Below are 15,730 nucleotides of genomic sequence, written 5' to 3' on the forward strand. Positions count from 1 at the left end.
CAACGAAGCGGCGACGCGCGCCGCGTTCACGCCGGACGGATGGCTGAAGACCGGCGATGTCGCCAAACGCGATAGCGACGGCTATTACTATATCGTCGACCGCATCAAGGACATGTACATCTCCGGCGGCGAGAACGTCTATCCTGCCGAGGTCGAGATCGTCATCTACAAATTCCCCGGCGTCCTCGAATGCGCCGTGCTCGGCGTTCCAGACGAAAAATGGGGCGAAGTCGGCTGCGCCTACATACTGCCGCAACCCGGTCAGACTATCGACGCGGAAGCCTTGCGCCAGTTCTGCCGGCAGAATCTCGCCGCCTACAAGGTGCCGAATTACGTCGAGATCGTGCAGGACTTTCCCCGGACGGCGGCCGGGAAGGTCCAGAAGCATGTTCTGCGCAACAGGTATATGAAAAAGTGAACGCCATGACTGTGATTTCCATAGACCGAACTTTGACGCAAAGCGAATTCGACCTTTTCGCCACAATCAGCGGCGACAACAATCCGATCCATGTCGATCCGGCCTTTTCCGCCCGCACCCGCTTTGGCCGGACCGTCAGTCACGGCATGCTGCTCTATACCGTCCTGTGGGGCCTGGTGCAGAAGCATTATCCAGGGGCGCGGCAGACGAACCAGGCCTTGATGTTTCCCAACCCGGCTTATGCCAACGAGCCCTTGCGCTTCGTGATTGGCGAGGATCGCAAGGAAGAAGATCGCATTCTTCTGACGACGAAGGTCGCCCGCCTGGGCGATGGCGCTGTCGTGCTGGAAGGTCAAAGCGAAATTACGGTGGCGTCATGAAAGTCGGCGATCGTGCGCGTGTAACCCGCAGCTTTTCCAGCGCGGATTTAAAGGATTTCCTCGGCCTGGCTGACACTGAAATCGTGCCGGCTGGCGTGCCGGAGCCGCTGATCGGCGCCCTCTTCTCCTACCTGCTGGGCGTCGAATTGCCCGGCTTCGGCACCAATTACCTGAAGCAGGAGATGCAATTCGAGCGCGCCGCGCCGATCGGCCAGCCGTTGACGGCGACAGTCGAGATAACGCGGTTGCGCCCTGAGAAGCACCTCGTCGATCTCGCAACGACATGCATCGATGCGGCCGGATCGGTGATTTGCCGCGGCCGCGCTCTGGTGCTGGCGAAGGATGTCGGCGCCTGAGAAATTGTGATGCATGTCGCCGAATCCGGTCAGGGCCGGCCGATCATTTTTCTCCATGGCTGGTCCAGCCATGGGGGTTATTTCGCGCCTCAGGCGGCGCTGGCGGCCGGCTACCACCTGCTGATGCCCGACCTGCCCGGCCATGGCCATAGCCGAACCGGCTCGGCCGATCTGGGCATCCCCGCTCTGGCTGCAGCCCTGCATGACCTGATCCAGTCCCGCCGCCTGCAGGATATCGTCCTGGTGGGCTGGTCGATGGGCGCCCTGGTCGGCTTCGAATATATCGGCCGCTACGGCAGCGATGCCCTGGCCGGCATGGTCATCGAAGACATGACCGCCAAGATCATCAACGACGCCGAATGGAAGCTCGGGATCCGGAATGGGTTCAACGCGATGCAGAGTGCCGCGGCCGTCCGCGCCATGCGTTCCGACTGGCCCACCTATGCAACGCATTCCGCGCCGCGCCTCTTCGCCGCGGCGAGTCCCGCCACGGATGGCCTGCAATCCTGGGCCGAGGCGGAGATCATCAAGAATGACGGCGCCACGATGGCTGCGCTCTGGGCTTCCATGGCCAAGCAGGATTATCGGCATCTGCTGCCGCGGCTGAGGCTGCCGGTCCTGCTGATCCATGGCGGCGACAGCCAGCTTTACGAGCCTGCCGTCAGCCATTGGATGCAGGCGAACATCCCAGGCGCCGACCGCATCTGCCTCGAACGCGCCGGGCATTCGCCGCATCTGGAGATGCCCGCCGAATTCAACGCCGCGCTCGGCGGCTTTCTCGCGCGCCTTCCCTGAAGCTATTCCCCGGTGACGCTGCGGCCCGCCATGGCTGGAAAGGCCTTCCGCGCCAGGGGCAGCAAGATCGGCGCCAGCCAGATCAGTATCGTCAGCACCCCGAGCGTGCCCGCGATCGGGCGGCCGATGAATCCGATCAGATCCCCCTGGGTCTTCTGCATCGAATTGATGAAATTCTCCTCCAGCATCGGGCCAAGCACGATGCCGAGAATGATGGGGGCCACCGGAAAGGCATTCTCTTCCATCAGGTAGGCGATCATGCCCAGCGCCAGCATGATGGTAACGCCGAAGACCGTGTTGTTGCTGGCGAAGGCGCCGACGATGCAGAACAGCAGAATCAGCGGCATCAATATCGGCCGCGGCACCGACAGGAGGCGGCCGGCCAGCTTGATCGCCACCCAGCCGAATGGCAACAGAAGAAGATTCGCCAGGACGAAGCAGATGAACACCGCATACAGCATCTGCGGATCGTTCAGGAAAATCATCGGACCGGGCGTCAATCCCTTCATGAACATCACGCCGATCGCGATTGCCGTGATCGAATCGCCGGGAATGCCGAAAACCAGCGCCGGAATCCACGCCCCGCCCAGCGCGGCATTGTTGGACGAACTTGCCTCGACGATGCCTTCCGGATGGCCGGTGCCGAATTTTTCCGGGGTGCGCGAGAATTTCCGCGACAAGGCGTAGCTGATCCAGGCGGCGATATCGGCACCGGCCCCCGGCATGGCGCCGACCGTGGTGCCGAGCAGAGAGCCTCGGATAAGGCTGCGCCAGTAGAGGCGCAGCATGCGGCTTTGCTGGGCGAAAATATTGCCGATCCGGTTCTGCGTGATTCTCAGATTGCGATCTTCCGAGAGGACGTACCGGATCACCTCCGGCAGCGCGAACATGCCGATCAGCGCCGGAATCAGCGGCACGCCTCCGGTCAGTTCGACATTGTCGAAGGTGAACCGTGCATAACCACTGGTCGAGCCAATGCCGATGCAGGAGATCAGGAGGCCGAGGATGAGCGCCACCAGGCCCTTCAGTTGCGATTGCGGCGTGATGAAGACGGCGCAAGTCAAGCCGAGCAGGGCGAGCCAGAAGTACTCGAAGGATGAGAAGTTCAGGGCGAATTCGGCCAGAACCGGCGCGCCGAGAATGAGGATGGTGACGCCGACCAGGCCGCCCAGCATGCTGAAAAGCAGCCCGGCTCCCAAAGCCACCTCGCTCAACCCCTTTTGAGTCATGCGGTAGGCTTCATCCGCATAAGCGGCCGAAGCCGGCGTACCCGGAATACGCAGCAGCGCGCCCGGAATGTCGCCGGCGAAAATGGCCATCGCCGTACAGGTCACGATGGCGCCGATCGCCGGGGCCGGCTGCATGAAGAACGTAATTGGCACCAGCAGGGCCGTGGCCATGGTCGCCGACAGGCCCGGCATGGCGCCGACGAACAATCCGAACATCGAGGCCAGGGCGATGACGCCCAAGACCTGCGGATTGAGGATCATCTCAACGGCTGCGGTCATCGCATCCATGACATCACCACAAAATCGGCGCCAGCAAGCCGCCAGGCAGAGGTACCAGCAAAAGACGCGCGAAGAGCAGCCAGAGCACCGCCGCCGCCGCCAATGCCACGACAAGGGCCAGCCAGAGCCGCACGCCAAGGTACAGCATCAGGACGAAGCCAATCAGAAATACGGTAATGTGAAACCCGAGGAGATTGCTGAGATCGGTGTAGAAGAGCAGCGCGCCGAATACCAGCGCGAGCCCCAGCCAGCGTCGCGGATCCCGGGCCCAGGGCCCAGCTTGCAGGATCGCTTCGCCGCTGCGAAAGCCCCGGTAGATCAGCAGAACCGCCGAGCCGCCTAGCAGCACCGACAATACCTGGGGAAAGAAGGCCGGGCCGTAGGTCATGCCAATTTGCTTTGGAAAACCGGCTGCCATCGTCCAGATGAAAATGGCCAGCGCGAGCAGCACCACGCCAAATACCGCATCATTGAATCGCATCGTCGTTCAAAATCGGCAACCGGCTGCGCTCGCAGCCGGTTGCCGATCTCCCACTCTTTTACGATGACTTGGCGAGACCGATGGCTTTCAGGGCCTTGCCGCTTTCGGCTTCCGATTCATCCATGAATTTCCCGAAATCCGGTCCGCCCCGCCACATGAGACCGAAGCCCTGTTTGGTCATGAAGCTCCGGAACTCCTCGCTCTTGTAGATCTTCTCCATCGCCGCGATCAGCTTTGTGGTCGCTTCCTGCGGCATGCCTTTCGGCCCGGCAATGCCGCGCCAGGCGCCGGCCTGCACGTCAATGCCGACTGCTTCCTTTGCGGTCGGCACGTCCGGATACGCCGGCAGGCGCTGGTCGCTCAGCACGGCCATCGCCCGAATCTTGTGAGCGTCGAGCAGGGCCTTTGCCTCCGGCAGGGAGCAAGGAACGACATCGGTGCCGCCGGCGACCAGTTCCTGCAGCGCCGGCGCCGCGCCTTGGCTGGTGATCCAGTTGAACTGCCCCGGATCGATCCCGGCTTTGAGCAGCAGCTGGCCGAAAGCCATCTGCCAAGCACCGCCAACCGACGAACCAGTGGCGAGCTTGTAGTCCTTGGGTTTGGCCTTCAGCGCCGCGAGCAGGTCCTTGGCGTTCTTAAACGGCGAATCCGACACGACATAGAAAGCGCCGGGATCGAAGTTGTAGAGCGCGATCGGCGTATAGTCCTTGCTGCCGGAAAGCTTGGATTGGCCGAGCCACTTATAGGTGCCGATCTCGATGGTGAGCACGCCGATCGTATAGCCGTCGGCCGGCGCCTGGGCGATCGCGGTATGGCCGACGACGCCGCCACCGCCGGTGCGGTTGACGACATTGAATGGCTGTTTGAATTCATCCTGCATCATCTTCGCGATGATACGGCCGGTCGCATCGGTGCCGCCGCCGGCAGCCCAAGGTACAATCACTTGAACCGGCCGCTCCGGCCAAGCCGCCGACGCGGAACCACAAGCAAGCACGGCAAGACTGCCGACCGTCAATGTCAAGCCGGTAAAGAAGGCTTTCAAACGCATGGAACTCCCTCCTGCTGGGTTTCGTTTCCTCTTCGGGCGCATCTGGGTGCGCCTACGCCCCGCTACTATCTACCATATGAGATAGCAGGGCAATGTGGAAACGGCGTCCGCTCCGGGGGGATGCGGCTCGGGAATACGAGAGGCCAATCCGGATTTCAGAAATCAGCCCAGCGAGGCCTGCTGGCGAACATCGAGCCGGACGATCGCCTGCTCCAGCGCCGCGCGATCCGTCAGATAATAGGTCTTGTCCCGCCGGGTCATCTGACCGCCATGCAGCAGGTTGGCCAGCACGCGCGCGACCGTTTCGCGTGTCGTTGCGGCGCGGCGCGCGATTTCATGCTGCTTCGGCATCGGATAGATCAGCCAGCCCCCCGCATTGATCGGATCGGGCCGGGCCAGTTTGAGCAATTCGCGGTAGACGCGCTGGATGGCGCCGAGCGTCGCCAGATCCATGATGCGTTCATTATTGGCTCTGATGATGACGGCCAGCCGGCGCATCACCTTCAAACTCACGCTCGGCTCGCGCGCCAACAAGGCTTCGAAGGCTTTCGGCGGCAGGGCAGCCAGGCGGCAGGCGGTCTGTGCCATGACGCTGGCCGATCGGCGCTCGCCGTCGATCGCCGCGATCTCGCCGAAATAGCCGCCGGCCTGAACGATGGCGTAGGAAATCTCGCGGCCATTGCCGGAGAAGTTGACCACCTCCACGCTGCCGTCGACGACGAAATAGACATCCCGGCTGTCGCTGTTGCGATCGAGAATCTGCTCCCCGGCGGCAAACCGCCGCCACTGGCAGGCGCGCTCGACCTCAAGCCGCGCCGCCGGGGTCAGATCGGCGAGAAGCTCGATCCGCTCCAGGCTGTCCGGGCCTTGCGGCGGCCTGGCCTTGCCGGCGCTGGTCACCCCGGCCAAGTTGTCACTCTGGCCTGCCATGAAACTCCCCCTCGCCCATGCGTGCGCGTCTTTGGCGTATCAGCGTGCCGCAGTCCGCCCAAGCACGGCGAAAATGTTGAGTAGCATTTGCTTACGGTCGAGATTGACCGATTCCCCACGGTCGAGCAAGCGACCGAACTGCTCCCAGTCCTCGGCCCAGCGGACCGGCGACTGCCATTGCGCCAACCGCTGGGCGACCGCCGTTTCACCGGGAAAGACCTCGTGCCAGCCGGCGCCGCCGATCTGTCCGGCCGCCGCCGCCCGGACCAGCCGCGCCAACCACCAGCGGAACAATTCTCCCAGAAGTTGAAAGCTGTTACCCGACCGATCCCGGGCGAGCTTGTCGCCGAAGGCATGCAGCTGGGCCAGATCGGGCCTGGGCAGCTGTCCCACCAAATCCAGAAGCCCGTGCAGCAGCTTGAGCCCCCCCTGCCCCGCCAGCATGACGGCACGACCGGGGGCGCCCTCCGCCAAGACCCTGAGGCCCCGCCGCTCGGCCGCGTCGAGATCCGGCAGCAGCTTGCCGGTCGCCTGGTCGAGAGCGGCATCGTCCAGCGGCTTGAGCGCCAGCCGGCGGCAGCGCGAGCGGATGGTCGGCAGCAAGCTGCCCGGCGCATGGCTGACCAGCAGCAGAACCGCATTCGGCGGCGGCTCTTCCAATATCTTGAGCAGCGCATTGGCGGCATTGGTATTCATGTCATCGGCGGCATCGACGATGCAAACGCGATAGCCGCCTTCCGCCGCCGTCATGCCGAACCGCTCGATGACCGCGCGGATATCCTGCACCACGATCTCGCTGCGCCAGCGGTCGCCCTTCTCGTCCCAGCTTCGCTCCACCGTGATCAGGTCGGCATGGCCCGCGCTGGCGACCCTGGCAAAGACCGGATGCTCTTCGGGGATATGCAGGCTTTCGGGCAAGGCCGGAGCATCGCCGAACAGGCTGGGACCGGCATCCATCCCCGCGGCGGGACCATGCGCCAGCAGGAAGCGGGCGAAACGGAAGGCCAGCGTGGCCTTGCCAACACCCCGCGGCCCGGTGATCAGCCAGGCATGCGGCAGCCTGCCGCCGGACCAGGCCTGCAGCAGAGCCTTTTCGACCGTCTCGTGGCCGAACAGGTCGGGATTGTGCCGCGGCGCCCAGGAAGCCGCCTGTTCCGGAGCATATCCGCTCATGACGGCAAGCCGAAATGCGTCGTCACCGCCGCCCAGATCGCGGCTTCCACGTCGTCCATGGTGCCGCTCGCATCGATCAGGCGGCAACGCTGCGGCGCCTTGGCGGCGATATCGTGAAAGGCTTGCCGCAGGGCTTCATGGAAGCCAGGCCCCATCCGTTCATACCGGTCCTCGGCGGCGCCTTTCGCCGGCTGAGCGGAAAGCCGGTTCTGCGCGCGCGCCAAACCTGTCTCCACCGGAAGATCGAGCATGATCGTCAAATCGGGCTGAAAGTCACCCAGGACCAGTTGATGGATCGCCGCCACTTTCTCCGGGCCCAATCCGCCAGCGTAGCCCTGATAGGCCATCGTGGAATCGGCAAAGCGGTCGGATATCACCCACTCGCCGCGCTGCAGCGCCGGCCTGATCGTCTTTTCCACGTGGTCGCGCCGGGCGGCATAATGCAGCATCGTCTCGGTCATGGCGTCCCAGCGTCCGGTATCGCCGCTGACCAGCAATGCGCGGATCGCCTCTGCTCCGGCGGTGCCGCCGGGTTCCCTGGTCTGGATACTGTCTATGCCGCATCGCGCCAGCGCCGCCGCCAGACGTTTGACCTGGGTCGACTTGCCGGCGCCCTCACCACCTTCCAGCGAGATGAAGCGGCCGGGGCGGGAACTCACTGCTTGCCGGCGCCCCATAGGAGATAACCGATCGCGGCGCCGATCCGGCCGGTAAAGCCAAGCTGCTGGACATCGGCACCGGCGACCAGCGGCGCCTCGGCCAGGACGCCATCCTTGTCGGACACGGTAACCTTCGCCACCGGCGTTCCCTTCACGATCGGAGCCGGGATCGGATTGTCGTAAGTCACCACCACCTTGAGGCTGCTTTTCGCCTGGCGCGGGATCGTCACGACCAGATTCTGCTCGACGACGAGAGGCAGCCGGGCCTGGCTGCCAAGCCACACATCGGCCTCGTCCACCACGCTGCCCGCGGTGAAAAGCCTTGCATTGTCGAATTGGCTGAACGCCAACTCGAGCAGGCGCTCGGGCTCGCGCGAGCGCTCGTTCATGCTTTTGAGGCCATTCACCACCAGAATCAGGCGCCGGTCGCCGCGCTTGGCCGACGCGACCAGGCCGAAGCCCGCCTCTTCGGTATGGCCGGTCTTCAGGCCATCGACGCCGAGATTCTTGTAGAGCAGCGGATTGCGGTTGCCCTGGGTGATCGGCTTCTTCGTGCTGACGTCGATCCCGTAGGTGAACTCCTTCTCCGCGAAATAATGATAATACTGCGGAAAGTCCCTGATCAGATGCCGCGCCAGAACGAACAGATCGCGCGCCGTCATCAGATGCTCGGGATCCGGCCAGCCGGACGCATTGCGGAACGTGCTGTCCTTCAGGCCCAAGCGCTTGGCTTCCTCGTTCAGCATGTCGGCGAAAGCCGCTTCGGTACCGGCGATGCCTTCGGCCAGAACGATGCACGCGTCGTTGCCGGACTGGACGATCACGCCCTGCAGCAGATCTTCGACTTTGACCCGGTCGCCGACATGGACGAACATCTTCGAGCCCTGCATGCGCCAGGCCTTCTCGCTCACCGGGAAGGAATCATCCAGGCGCAGCTTGCCTTCCGCCAATTGCTTGAAGACGACATACACCGTCATCAGCTTTGACATCGACGAGGGGTGCATCCGCTCGTCGGCGTTCTTCTCGAACAGCACCGCGCCGGTATCGTAATCCGCCACGATCATCTGCCTTGCGATCGTGTCCACCTGGCCCAGCTGAGCAAAGGCTGCCGGGGCAGAAAGAACGACGGTCAGAATGGCGACGAAAGCCGCGAGGGCATGCTTACTCGACGATGATACGCGCATCGGTATGTCCACTGTTAATCGCTTGCTGCAACGCCTGGTCGGCACCGGAAACCTGATCGTACGGCCCAAGCCGGACACGGAAGAATTCCTGCTTGTTGACGAATGTCGAGTTGACCCCGACGGGACCGATCAGCGATAGCCGGGCCGCCAATTTATGCGCATTCTCATACACTGTGAATGCGCCGACTTGTACGTAGATCTGTCCGCCGCGCGCCGGCCCGACCTCGACTTTCTGATGCGACAAGTCGCCCGCCGGAGGCGCGGAGGCGGTCTGCGTCGCCGCTGCCGGCTGTTTCGGATTTTGCGCGGCGAGAATTTGGATCGGCGATGGTTGCGCCGGAGCCGGTTTCGTGACCTCTCCGCTACGGCCCTTCACGCCGGGCGGCGGCGGCAAGGCTTCGGCCGAGACGGCGCTGCGCGGAGCAGCCGCCGGCTGCTCGTCGCTTCCCGTTGCGCTCGAAGCCAGCATCGTCCCGCCGCCCTCGAGCGGCGCCGGGCCGAGATACTGCACCCGGACCCTGGCCGTGCCCTGCTGCTCGTAGCCGAGGAGTTGGGCCGAGCGGCGGGAAAGATCGATGATCCGGCCGTTGACATACGGGCCCCGATCGTTGACCCGCACCACGATCGAACGGCCGTTATCCAGGTTGGTGACGCGTACCAGCGACGGCAGCGGCAATGTCGGATGCGCCGCCGTCACCTCGTTCATGTCGAAAATTTCGCCGTTTGCCGTCGTCTTGGCATGGAACTGATCGCCATACCACGATGCGATCCCGGTTTCGTCGTAATTCGGATCTTCCTTGGGATAATACCAGACGCCGTTGATCTGATAGGGATTGCCGACCTTGTAGACACCGTGCCCGACCGCCTTGGTCGCCGGATTGGGCTCGCCGCTGCGGCCGATCGACTTGCTGGCGTAATTGGCCAAAGTCGTTTCGGCACAGCCTGAAAGCCCCAAAAGCGCGAAGACGACGAGGGCAAAATTGCGGACATGCAGATACAAAGCGGCCCGGGACCCTCCCCGACCCCCCCATGTGATGCAAGGGATGGCGTGTCTTTGATACCGCATAGCTATATATAGTGCATATTAACCGTCCCCCAGCCGATCGGCAAGCAAGCTGACGGTCAAAGCGTAATGGTGGGCGCAGTTATAGCGCAGGATCGAACGGTAATTGCCATAGACCAGGAAACTCGGCCCGCCGGCGCCATCGGGCTGTACCAGGGCGCCATTGATCTGCGCTTTCGGCAGATCGCCGCCATCGACTCGCCGCACGCCAAGCTTTTCCCATTCCGATAGGGGCAGGTCCTTCGTCATTTGATCGATCGCCCGGCAGCCGGACTGGCCCTGGCGGGCGAAATCGCCCAGCCTGGCCTGCAAAGCCGCCGGCACTTTGACCTCGCGCCCCCAGGTCTGGGACGTGGTCCAGCCATGCTTGGCGAGGTAATTGGCGATGGATGCAAAGACGTCGCCGGTATTGTTCCAGATGTCGCGACGGCCGTCGCCATCGAAATCCTCCGCATAGGACAGGTACGATGTCGGCATGAATTGCGGCTGGCCCATCGCGCCGGCCCAGGATCCCTTCAAGGTCGGGAAATCGATGTAGCCGCGGTCCAGCATCGTGAGCGCGGCGAACAGCTCGTTGCGGAAGTAGTTGGACCGGCGACGATCATAAGCCAGCGTGGCAAGTGAATGAAACAGCGGCACATCCGCCTTGATTGCCCCGTAACGCGTTTCGATGCCCCAGATCGCCAGGATGAAGCGCGGCTGCACGCCATAGCGCTGCGCCACCTGATGCAGCAGCACCCGGTTCTGATCGCGCAACTGCTGCCCACGGGCGACATTCTGCGGTGTGATCACCCGGTCGCGGTAGGTCGCGAACGACAGCTTGAACTCCGGCTGGGCCCGATCGCGCTGGATGATGCGCATGATCGGCTGAACATCCGCCAATGCCGTCTCCACAACGGCAGGCCTGATCCCCTTCTGGAGCGCTTCGCTGCGCAATCCGGCGAGAAACGCATCAAACCCGGCACGGTCGAACGTAATCGGCTCTGCTTCCGCCGTGGTGGTAGGTGCCGAAGCCGTGGCGGTCTCCGCGGCCGGCGCAGTCTGACCAGCCTGTCCCGCCGTTTCCGTTGCCGCCGGCTGGCCGGCGCCGCAGGCGGCTATCATGCCCAGGGCGAGCGCCATGAAACCCAGACGCATTTGACGCATCAGCAGCGTCCTCCGAATCGAACTGAAGCAAGCGACAAGCGGTGTTACCTCACTGTGAGCGCTGCGGCCAAGCCTCGGCCCCGATATTTGAAGCTTCTGACGCCGGTTTGGTGCGGGGCGGCAGGATGGTCTTTGTGTGTCCCAGCAGACGGTAGGCGATCAAACCGACCCATTCGCGGGCCCCTCTATCCAGCTCGAATAAATGGCCGAAGGGGCTGAATCGCAGGCGCCTCGCCGGTCCCGTCATGTAATCAACGGGATAGGGCAACACGGGCCAACCGACGGCCTGGAAACAGTTGACGGCGCGCGGCATATGCGCGGCCGAGGTGACGAGGATCCATGTTTCGCCAGGCTTGGGACGCATCAGCGCCTTTCCCGAAATGGCGCTATCAGCTGTATTACGGGACTGATTGTCGAATGCTATGCGAGTTGAAACTAAGCCCAGTTGAACGAATACCCGCCGCGCCACATCCGCTTCGCCTATGGATGTGGGGGGCCACTGGATTCCGCCGCCGGTATATAGCAGCCGCGCCCCCGGGTATTGCCGGGCCAATGCGACGAATTGAATCAGCCTCTCGGCGCTGTCATTCAGTTGGGGAGCATGGCGCTGCTCGCTGAGCCGCGGCTCCTCGCTGCCACCCAGTACGATGATGCCATCGACCTCTGCGGGCAGAGAGGGAACGGGAAAATAATCTTCCAGCGGGCGCTGAACCCAGTCACCGACCGGCAGAAGCCCGATCAGTACCAATAGAACCAGCAAAACACCGCCCAGACGCGCGCCGATCACGCGCGTTCTGCCCCAGCATCCCAAGGCAGCAGCGAACAGCAGCAAACCTAGGATGAGATTGGCGGGACTCAGCAGCCACCAAAGGATTTTGCCGGCGTAAACGACCATAGAGAATTGCCCCGACTGACCCCGGGGCGCGACTTTGCCCGACGGATGGTAAATTTCCGTTAACCGATCCAAATTTCTGACCGTCGCGCTCGATACGCGTCGGGATTGCAATCACGCCGGGCCGGCGGCGCGCCCCGTTGCCGGAGCCGCCGGCCAATCGTTAAACTAGGCGCCCATGGTTCGCTTTCTGATTATTTCGCTGGTGCTGATCCCATTTGCCGCGGCGGCGCAAGGCCAGCCGGCGCCGCGCGCAAACGCGAACAAGAATTGCTTCACCAAAAAGGAAGCCGAAGCGGAGTCGGAAGTGCGGACCGGCATAAAGATCCGGGAAATCCTGCGACGCTGTGCGCTGGTCGATCCGGCAGGCCAGCCGGCACTGGATGAATGGTACAAATTCGATCAGGAGAATGCCGAGCGACTGCGCAATGCCGTCGCCACGCGGCAACAGGCAATCGCGCGACTGTTTCCGAACCGAAGCCAGGCCTCGCAATGGGATACGGACGCCGTCGTGGCGACCAGCAAGTCCGTCCAGGTCAACGAAGGCGTTTGCCAGGCCACTTATGACATCGTCGATCGTCTGAAAAAAGAGAAGTGGACTGGCTTCAAGTATTATGCAGATCTAGAGAACAAATTGCTCGTCAATGAAATCCCGGTCTGCAGCCGCTGATATCGATTAGTTGAGTGCCGGCGCAACCGGCCGACCGTCCGATCCATATGGAAATTGGCGTCCTGTTTCCGAGGTGTGCCATGTCTCGATCGGTTGTCTGGAGCTCGTTTCTTCTTCTGCTCTTCGCGCTGACGCCAATGCGGCTCTATGCGGCTTGCCTGGGTGCGATTTCGCAACGGCCGCAGCAAATCCAGCCCGCTTCGTTTTTGGCCGTGGCAGCGCCGGCCGGCAGCGCGCGCATAACCTTTATCGGCCATGCGACATTCCTGATCGAAAGCCCGGAAGGCGTGGTGGCCGCAACGGACTACAACGATTACATCCAGCCAGCGATCAAGCCCGACATCGTCACCATGAATCATGCGCATTCGACGCATTTCACCGACGCACCGGACCCAACCATCCCCTATATCCTGCATGGCTGGCCTTACGGGGGAAAGCCAGCGCGCCATAATATTCAGTTCAAGGATATGCGCGTGCGCAACGTGCCCACCAATATCCGGAATTTCGCTGGCGGCACGGAGTATGACGGCAATTCCATTTTCATCTTCGATGTCGCGGGTCTGTGCATCGCCCATCTGGGGCATCTGCATCACAAGCTGACGCCCGGCCATATCGCCGATATCGGCAGGATAGACGTGCTGTTCGTGCCCGTGGACGGCGGCTACACGCTGAATATCAGCGAGATGCGGGAGGTCGTCGCGCAACTGCAGGCGCCGCTGGTTATCCCGATGCACTACTTCGACCCGTCGACCCTGGAGCGCTTTCTCGACCGGCTCCGCGATACCTACGAAATCAGGCTGAACGATAGTGCGACGACGATCGTCTCGCGGGCGACCCTGCCCCGGACGCCGACCGCGTTGGTTCTGCCCGGCCCGCACTGAGGGCCAAGCCGAAATCGGCGCCGCGTCCGGAGGTGGCCGGGTTGACGAACCCGCCTGCCAGGCCGTATCACCGGCAGCCGTCGGATGGGTGGCCGAGTGGTTTAAGGCAGCGGTCTTGAAAACCGCCGTACCGGCAACGGTACCGTGAGTTCGAATCTCACCCCATCCGCCACTTAATCAATGATTTCAATAGTTTAGGCAGCGATTGGGCGAAAAATCACTCGTCCGCCCATCCTTCGCGCTTCGATTGGCCGCCTGGGCATTGGCGCACTTACCGTCTGCGCGTCGGCGCCCGGGGCCCGGTCGGCGACTGCTTGGCAATACGCTCCTGCCTAGCCCTTTCCGCAGCGGCCTCTCGCTTCTCCATGAACGTCAGCATCGGGTTTTCGGGCAACGGATGCGGCACTGCCAACACCCGATCGATGTAGGCCAGGGCCTCCTTGATGTTCCCGTCTGCAAGAAGCTCCTTCATCCCGCGCATCACCCGCAGTAGCGCGAAATTGGCTTGCTGTATCGCGCCGAGAAGTTTGATTGTTGTCATATGCTCATCCACCAGGAGATCGACAGGCAGATTGTCGAGCGTGCGGAGATAGGCCCGCTGCAGTTCTTCGTTATCAATGTCGGTATTGTCACTGGCTGACATGGTGCCCCCTTAGAGGTTCGATAGTGTTCCAACCGGGCGCTGCTCCAGTCCAGTTGGTCCGATCGTCGTAAGCACGGCACGCCCGCCGATCATCTGCCGAAAGTGATCGTTGGCGTTCATCTGTGCGGCAGCGAACTCAAACAAAACATCGGCCAGAGGCCGCTTGTCACCGGTTATCTCGGCTGTGGCGCGATCGGATGCTTCTTTCCCGATCCCAGGGGCTGCGAAGAATGTACCCGGCGGGAGATCGATTGCGGCCCACTTGCCGCTGTCATCGATGGAAATGAACCTGGCCAGGATCCTCGAAGCCCGCGACGAATAGCCCGCAAACAGGACCTCGGGGCGGTTCTGTCCGCCTGCTCCGAAGTCTGAAGACAGACCCACGGCCTCATACTCCTGCCGAAGCCGGCGCCAAGCCATGTTGGCCAAATCCGGGAGCCCGTCATGCACATCCGCCGCGTCCGAAGCTTGCGGGATGCCGGCCTGAAGTGCGCTGTAGATCATTCCCAGCAGCGCGGAATAGCCGCGAACGGCTATAGCGAGATGCAGATGAGGAATACAGAGCGATTTGCTGGTCAGGTTTGGCGATCGACCGTCGAAATAGACCTGCTTCGTATCCGTCACGAATGCGACAGACTGTCCCCCGACAAACCCGGTGATTACTGTCATTCCGCGCTCCTATGGAACGATGGCGTGCCCACCGCGGGGGTCGCTGCGCCAGCGATCGCACCGACGGGACCCAGCACCCCGAGAAGCTGGCTGCCCTGCTGACTAAGGGCGACAAGCGGGCGCGTTCCGGCTTGGATTTGAACGGCCATATCCGCAACCTGAAAGCCTACCTGTTGGGCGATTGTACCAACCGAGGATTTTGCCGCCGCAGTGCGCATGGTCGATCGCACGACCGCGTTATTGCTGGCGACTAACGCGGAGTTGGCGGCGATGACCCGCTGAATGGCGTTGGTCCGCTGCAGTAGCGCCCGCTGGATGGCCTGCTCGGACTGCTCGGCGTTGAGCGCGCCAAGCTGCTCCGCCCGGCGAATGTTCTCCAGTTCCTTGATATACCGCTGCTGGGCGGCATAGACCGGATCATATCGGCGCTTCAGTTGCTCGGCGTACTTGGCGTCTGCCTTGGCGAGCGCCTGGGTCCGCTTGTCGATTTCCTGAGTGCCGGCGACAACCTTCTTCTCAAGGTCGTCGAGGTGCCCGACGGCGGCATTGGCGGCGGCCTCGAATCCCTAGACATCGCCGCCAATCCTTACCTCAAGGGTGTTGTCTGCGACTTCACTCATTGGTCGCCTCCTCGAACTTGTCGCCGCCATCGCGACGGTTCCACCCCTCGGCCTCGCGGACCTCGTTGGGGGTGAGGATGCGGTTTTTCACCGCAATCTCGTGGTTCTTCCAGCGCGCCTCGTCGTCGCCGCGCAGCAGGCCTGAGAGGTCAAGCGTGACCTCCAGGGATTGCCGGTCATCCTCGGTCAGCAGCGAGCGTGCCGCCTCGGCCTC

At 62.7% G+C, this 15,730-nt stretch carries 19 protein-coding genes and 1 tRNA gene; 7 read left to right on the forward strand and 13 right to left on the reverse strand.

Annotation, left to right across the window (positions count from 1 at the left end; translation table 11 throughout):
- The 4 genes from VF194_RS18295 to VF194_RS18310 all read left to right on the forward strand — a co-directional run.
- Positions 1-418: class I adenylate-forming enzyme family protein (locus VF194_RS18295; protein ID WP_414656123.1), on the forward strand; the 418-nt coding region annotated here is incomplete at its 5' end.
- Between the two features lie 5 nt (positions 419-423).
- Complete coding sequence (locus tag VF194_RS18300) at positions 424-798, forward strand: MaoC/PaaZ C-terminal domain-containing protein (protein ID WP_330892637.1); 375 nt, start codon at positions 424-426, stop codon at positions 796-798.
- Positions 795-1,154, forward strand: coding sequence for a hypothetical protein (locus VF194_RS18305; protein ID WP_330892638.1), 360 nt, complete (start codon positions 795-797; stop codon positions 1,152-1,154). The genes VF194_RS18300 and VF194_RS18305 overlap by 4 nt, the downstream gene beginning before the upstream one ends.
- A 9-nt stretch (positions 1,155-1,163) precedes the next feature.
- Positions 1,164-1,949 carry an alpha/beta hydrolase gene (locus VF194_RS18310; protein WP_330892639.1) on the forward strand — a complete coding sequence of 262 codons (786 nt, stop codon included), beginning with the start codon at positions 1,164-1,166 and terminating at the stop codon, positions 1,947-1,949.
- 2 nt (positions 1,950-1,951) lie between these two features.
- On the opposite strand, the gene VF194_RS18315 is transcribed toward VF194_RS18310, so the two are convergent.
- The 10 genes from VF194_RS18315 to VF194_RS18360 form a co-directional block, all read right to left on the reverse strand.
- Complete coding sequence (locus tag VF194_RS18315; RefSeq protein ID WP_330892640.1) at positions 1,952-3,457, reverse strand: tripartite tricarboxylate transporter permease; 1,506 nt, start codon at positions 3,455-3,457, stop codon at positions 1,952-1,954.
- A 13-nt stretch (positions 3,458-3,470) separates the two neighbouring features.
- Positions 3,471-3,938 carry a tripartite tricarboxylate transporter TctB family protein gene (locus VF194_RS18320; protein ID WP_330892641.1) on the reverse strand — a complete coding sequence of 156 codons (468 nt, stop codon included), beginning with the start codon at positions 3,936-3,938 and terminating at the stop codon, positions 3,471-3,473.
- Between the two features lie 58 nt (positions 3,939-3,996).
- Positions 3,997-4,881 (reverse strand): tripartite tricarboxylate transporter substrate binding protein, encoded by an 885-nt coding sequence (locus VF194_RS18325; protein WP_330892642.1) that lies wholly within the window; start codon positions 4,879-4,881, stop codon positions 3,997-3,999.
- Between the two features lie 267 nt (positions 4,882-5,148).
- Positions 5,149-5,916 (reverse strand): Crp/Fnr family transcriptional regulator, encoded by a 768-nt coding sequence (locus VF194_RS18330; RefSeq protein ID WP_330892643.1) that lies wholly within the window; start codon positions 5,914-5,916, stop codon positions 5,149-5,151.
- 39 nt (positions 5,917-5,955) lie between these two features.
- Positions 5,956-7,089: a DNA polymerase III subunit delta' gene (locus VF194_RS18335; RefSeq protein ID WP_330892644.1), complete on the reverse strand. Its 1,134-nt coding sequence runs from the start codon at positions 7,087-7,089 to the stop codon at positions 5,956-5,958.
- Positions 7,086-7,748 carry a dTMP kinase gene (gene tmk / locus VF194_RS18340; RefSeq protein WP_330892645.1) on the reverse strand — a complete coding sequence of 221 codons (663 nt, stop codon included), beginning with the start codon at positions 7,746-7,748 and terminating at the stop codon, positions 7,086-7,088. Before tmk ends, VF194_RS18335 begins: the two co-directional genes overlap by 4 nt.
- Positions 7,745-8,932, reverse strand: coding sequence for a D-alanyl-D-alanine carboxypeptidase family protein (locus VF194_RS18345; RefSeq protein WP_330892646.1), 1,188 nt, complete (start codon positions 8,930-8,932; stop codon positions 7,745-7,747). Before VF194_RS18345 ends, tmk begins: the two co-directional genes overlap by 4 nt.
- The gene (locus tag VF194_RS18350) at positions 8,910-9,932 is read right to left on the reverse strand and encodes a septal ring lytic transglycosylase RlpA family protein (protein ID WP_330892647.1); all 1,023 of its coding nucleotides are present in this window, start codon (positions 9,930-9,932) and stop codon (positions 8,910-8,912) included. Before VF194_RS18350 ends, VF194_RS18345 begins: the two co-directional genes overlap by 23 nt.
- An 84-nt stretch (positions 9,933-10,016) precedes the next feature.
- A complete protein-coding gene (locus VF194_RS18355; RefSeq protein WP_330892648.1) occupies positions 10,017-11,141 on the reverse strand; it encodes a lytic murein transglycosylase in 1,125 nt (374 codons plus the stop codon).
- 49 nt (positions 11,142-11,190) lie between these two features.
- Positions 11,191-12,036: a YdcF family protein gene (locus VF194_RS18360; RefSeq protein WP_330892649.1), complete on the reverse strand. Its 846-nt coding sequence runs from the start codon at positions 12,034-12,036 to the stop codon at positions 11,191-11,193.
- 175 nt (positions 12,037-12,211) lie between these two features.
- Between VF194_RS18360 and VF194_RS18365 the strand changes: the two genes are divergently transcribed.
- From VF194_RS18365 to VF194_RS18375, 3 genes are all read left to right on the forward strand, one after another.
- The gene (locus VF194_RS18365) at positions 12,212-12,703 is read left to right on the forward strand and encodes a hypothetical protein (protein WP_330892650.1); all 492 of its coding nucleotides are present in this window, start codon (positions 12,212-12,214) and stop codon (positions 12,701-12,703) included.
- Between the two features lie 14 nt (positions 12,704-12,717).
- Positions 12,718-13,584, forward strand: a complete 867-nt coding sequence (locus VF194_RS18370) for an MBL fold metallo-hydrolase (RefSeq protein ID WP_330892651.1) — start codon at positions 12,718-12,720, stop codon at positions 13,582-13,584.
- Positions 13,585-13,666: 82 nt separating this feature from the next.
- Positions 13,667-13,756: transfer RNA gene (locus tag VF194_RS18375), tRNA-Ser, on the forward strand.
- 99 nt (positions 13,757-13,855) lie between these two features.
- Here the strand turns inward: VF194_RS18375 and VF194_RS18380 are convergent.
- The 3 genes from VF194_RS18380 to VF194_RS18390 form a co-directional block, all read right to left on the reverse strand.
- A complete protein-coding gene (locus VF194_RS18380; protein WP_330892652.1) occupies positions 13,856-14,227 on the reverse strand; it encodes a hypothetical protein in 372 nt (123 codons plus the stop codon).
- Positions 14,228-14,236: 9 nt separating this feature from the next.
- Positions 14,237-14,896: a hypothetical protein gene (locus VF194_RS18385; RefSeq protein WP_330892653.1), complete on the reverse strand. Its 660-nt coding sequence runs from the start codon at positions 14,894-14,896 to the stop codon at positions 14,237-14,239.
- Between the two features lie 612 nt (positions 14,897-15,508).
- Positions 15,509-15,730 (reverse strand): phage portal protein (locus VF194_RS18390; protein WP_330892654.1); only part of this gene is annotated, 222 nt, incomplete at its 5' end.

Source organism: Ferrovibrio sp. (assembly GCF_036381655.1).
In the GTDB taxonomy this organism is placed as follows: domain Bacteria; phylum Pseudomonadota; class Alphaproteobacteria; order Ferrovibrionales; family Ferrovibrionaceae; genus Ferrovibrio.

Excerpts from the sequence above, each read along its gene's own strand:
- VF194_RS18315 (WP_330892640.1), bottom strand. The coding sequence starts at position 3,457 with ATGACCGCAGCCGTTGAGATGATCCTCAATCCGCAGGTCTTGGGCGTC.
- VF194_RS18355 (WP_330892648.1), bottom strand. The coding sequence starts at position 11,141 with ATGCGTCAAATGCGTCTGGGTTTCATGGCGCTCGCCCTGGGCATGATA.
- VF194_RS18345 (WP_330892646.1), bottom strand. The coding sequence starts at position 8,932 with ATGCGCGTATCATCGTCGAGTAAGCATGCCCTCGCGGCTTTCGTCGCC.
- VF194_RS18380 (WP_330892652.1), bottom strand. The coding sequence starts at position 14,227 with ATGTCAGCCAGTGACAATACCGACATTGATAACGAAGAACTGCAGCGG.
- VF194_RS18360 (WP_330892649.1), bottom strand. The coding sequence starts at position 12,036 with ATGGTCGTTTACGCCGGCAAAATCCTTTGGTGGCTGCTGAGTCCCGCC.
- VF194_RS18385 (WP_330892653.1), bottom strand. The coding sequence starts at position 14,896 with ATGACAGTAATCACCGGGTTTGTCGGGGGACAGTCTGTCGCATTCGTG.
- VF194_RS18305 (WP_330892638.1), top strand. The coding sequence starts at position 795 with ATGAAAGTCGGCGATCGTGCGCGTGTAACCCGCAGCTTTTCCAGCGCG.
- VF194_RS18320 (WP_330892641.1), bottom strand. The coding sequence starts at position 3,938 with ATGCGATTCAATGATGCGGTATTTGGCGTGGTGCTGCTCGCGCTGGCC.
- VF194_RS18330 (WP_330892643.1), bottom strand. The coding sequence starts at position 5,916 with ATGGCAGGCCAGAGTGACAACTTGGCCGGGGTGACCAGCGCCGGCAAG.
- VF194_RS18365 (WP_330892650.1), top strand. The coding sequence starts at position 12,212 with ATGGTTCGCTTTCTGATTATTTCGCTGGTGCTGATCCCATTTGCCGCG.
- VF194_RS18300 (WP_330892637.1), top strand. The coding sequence starts at position 424 with ATGACTGTGATTTCCATAGACCGAACTTTGACGCAAAGCGAATTCGAC.
- VF194_RS18335 (WP_330892644.1), bottom strand. The coding sequence starts at position 7,089 with ATGAGCGGATATGCTCCGGAACAGGCGGCTTCCTGGGCGCCGCGGCAC.
- VF194_RS18310 (WP_330892639.1), top strand. The coding sequence starts at position 1,164 with ATGCATGTCGCCGAATCCGGTCAGGGCCGGCCGATCATTTTTCTCCAT.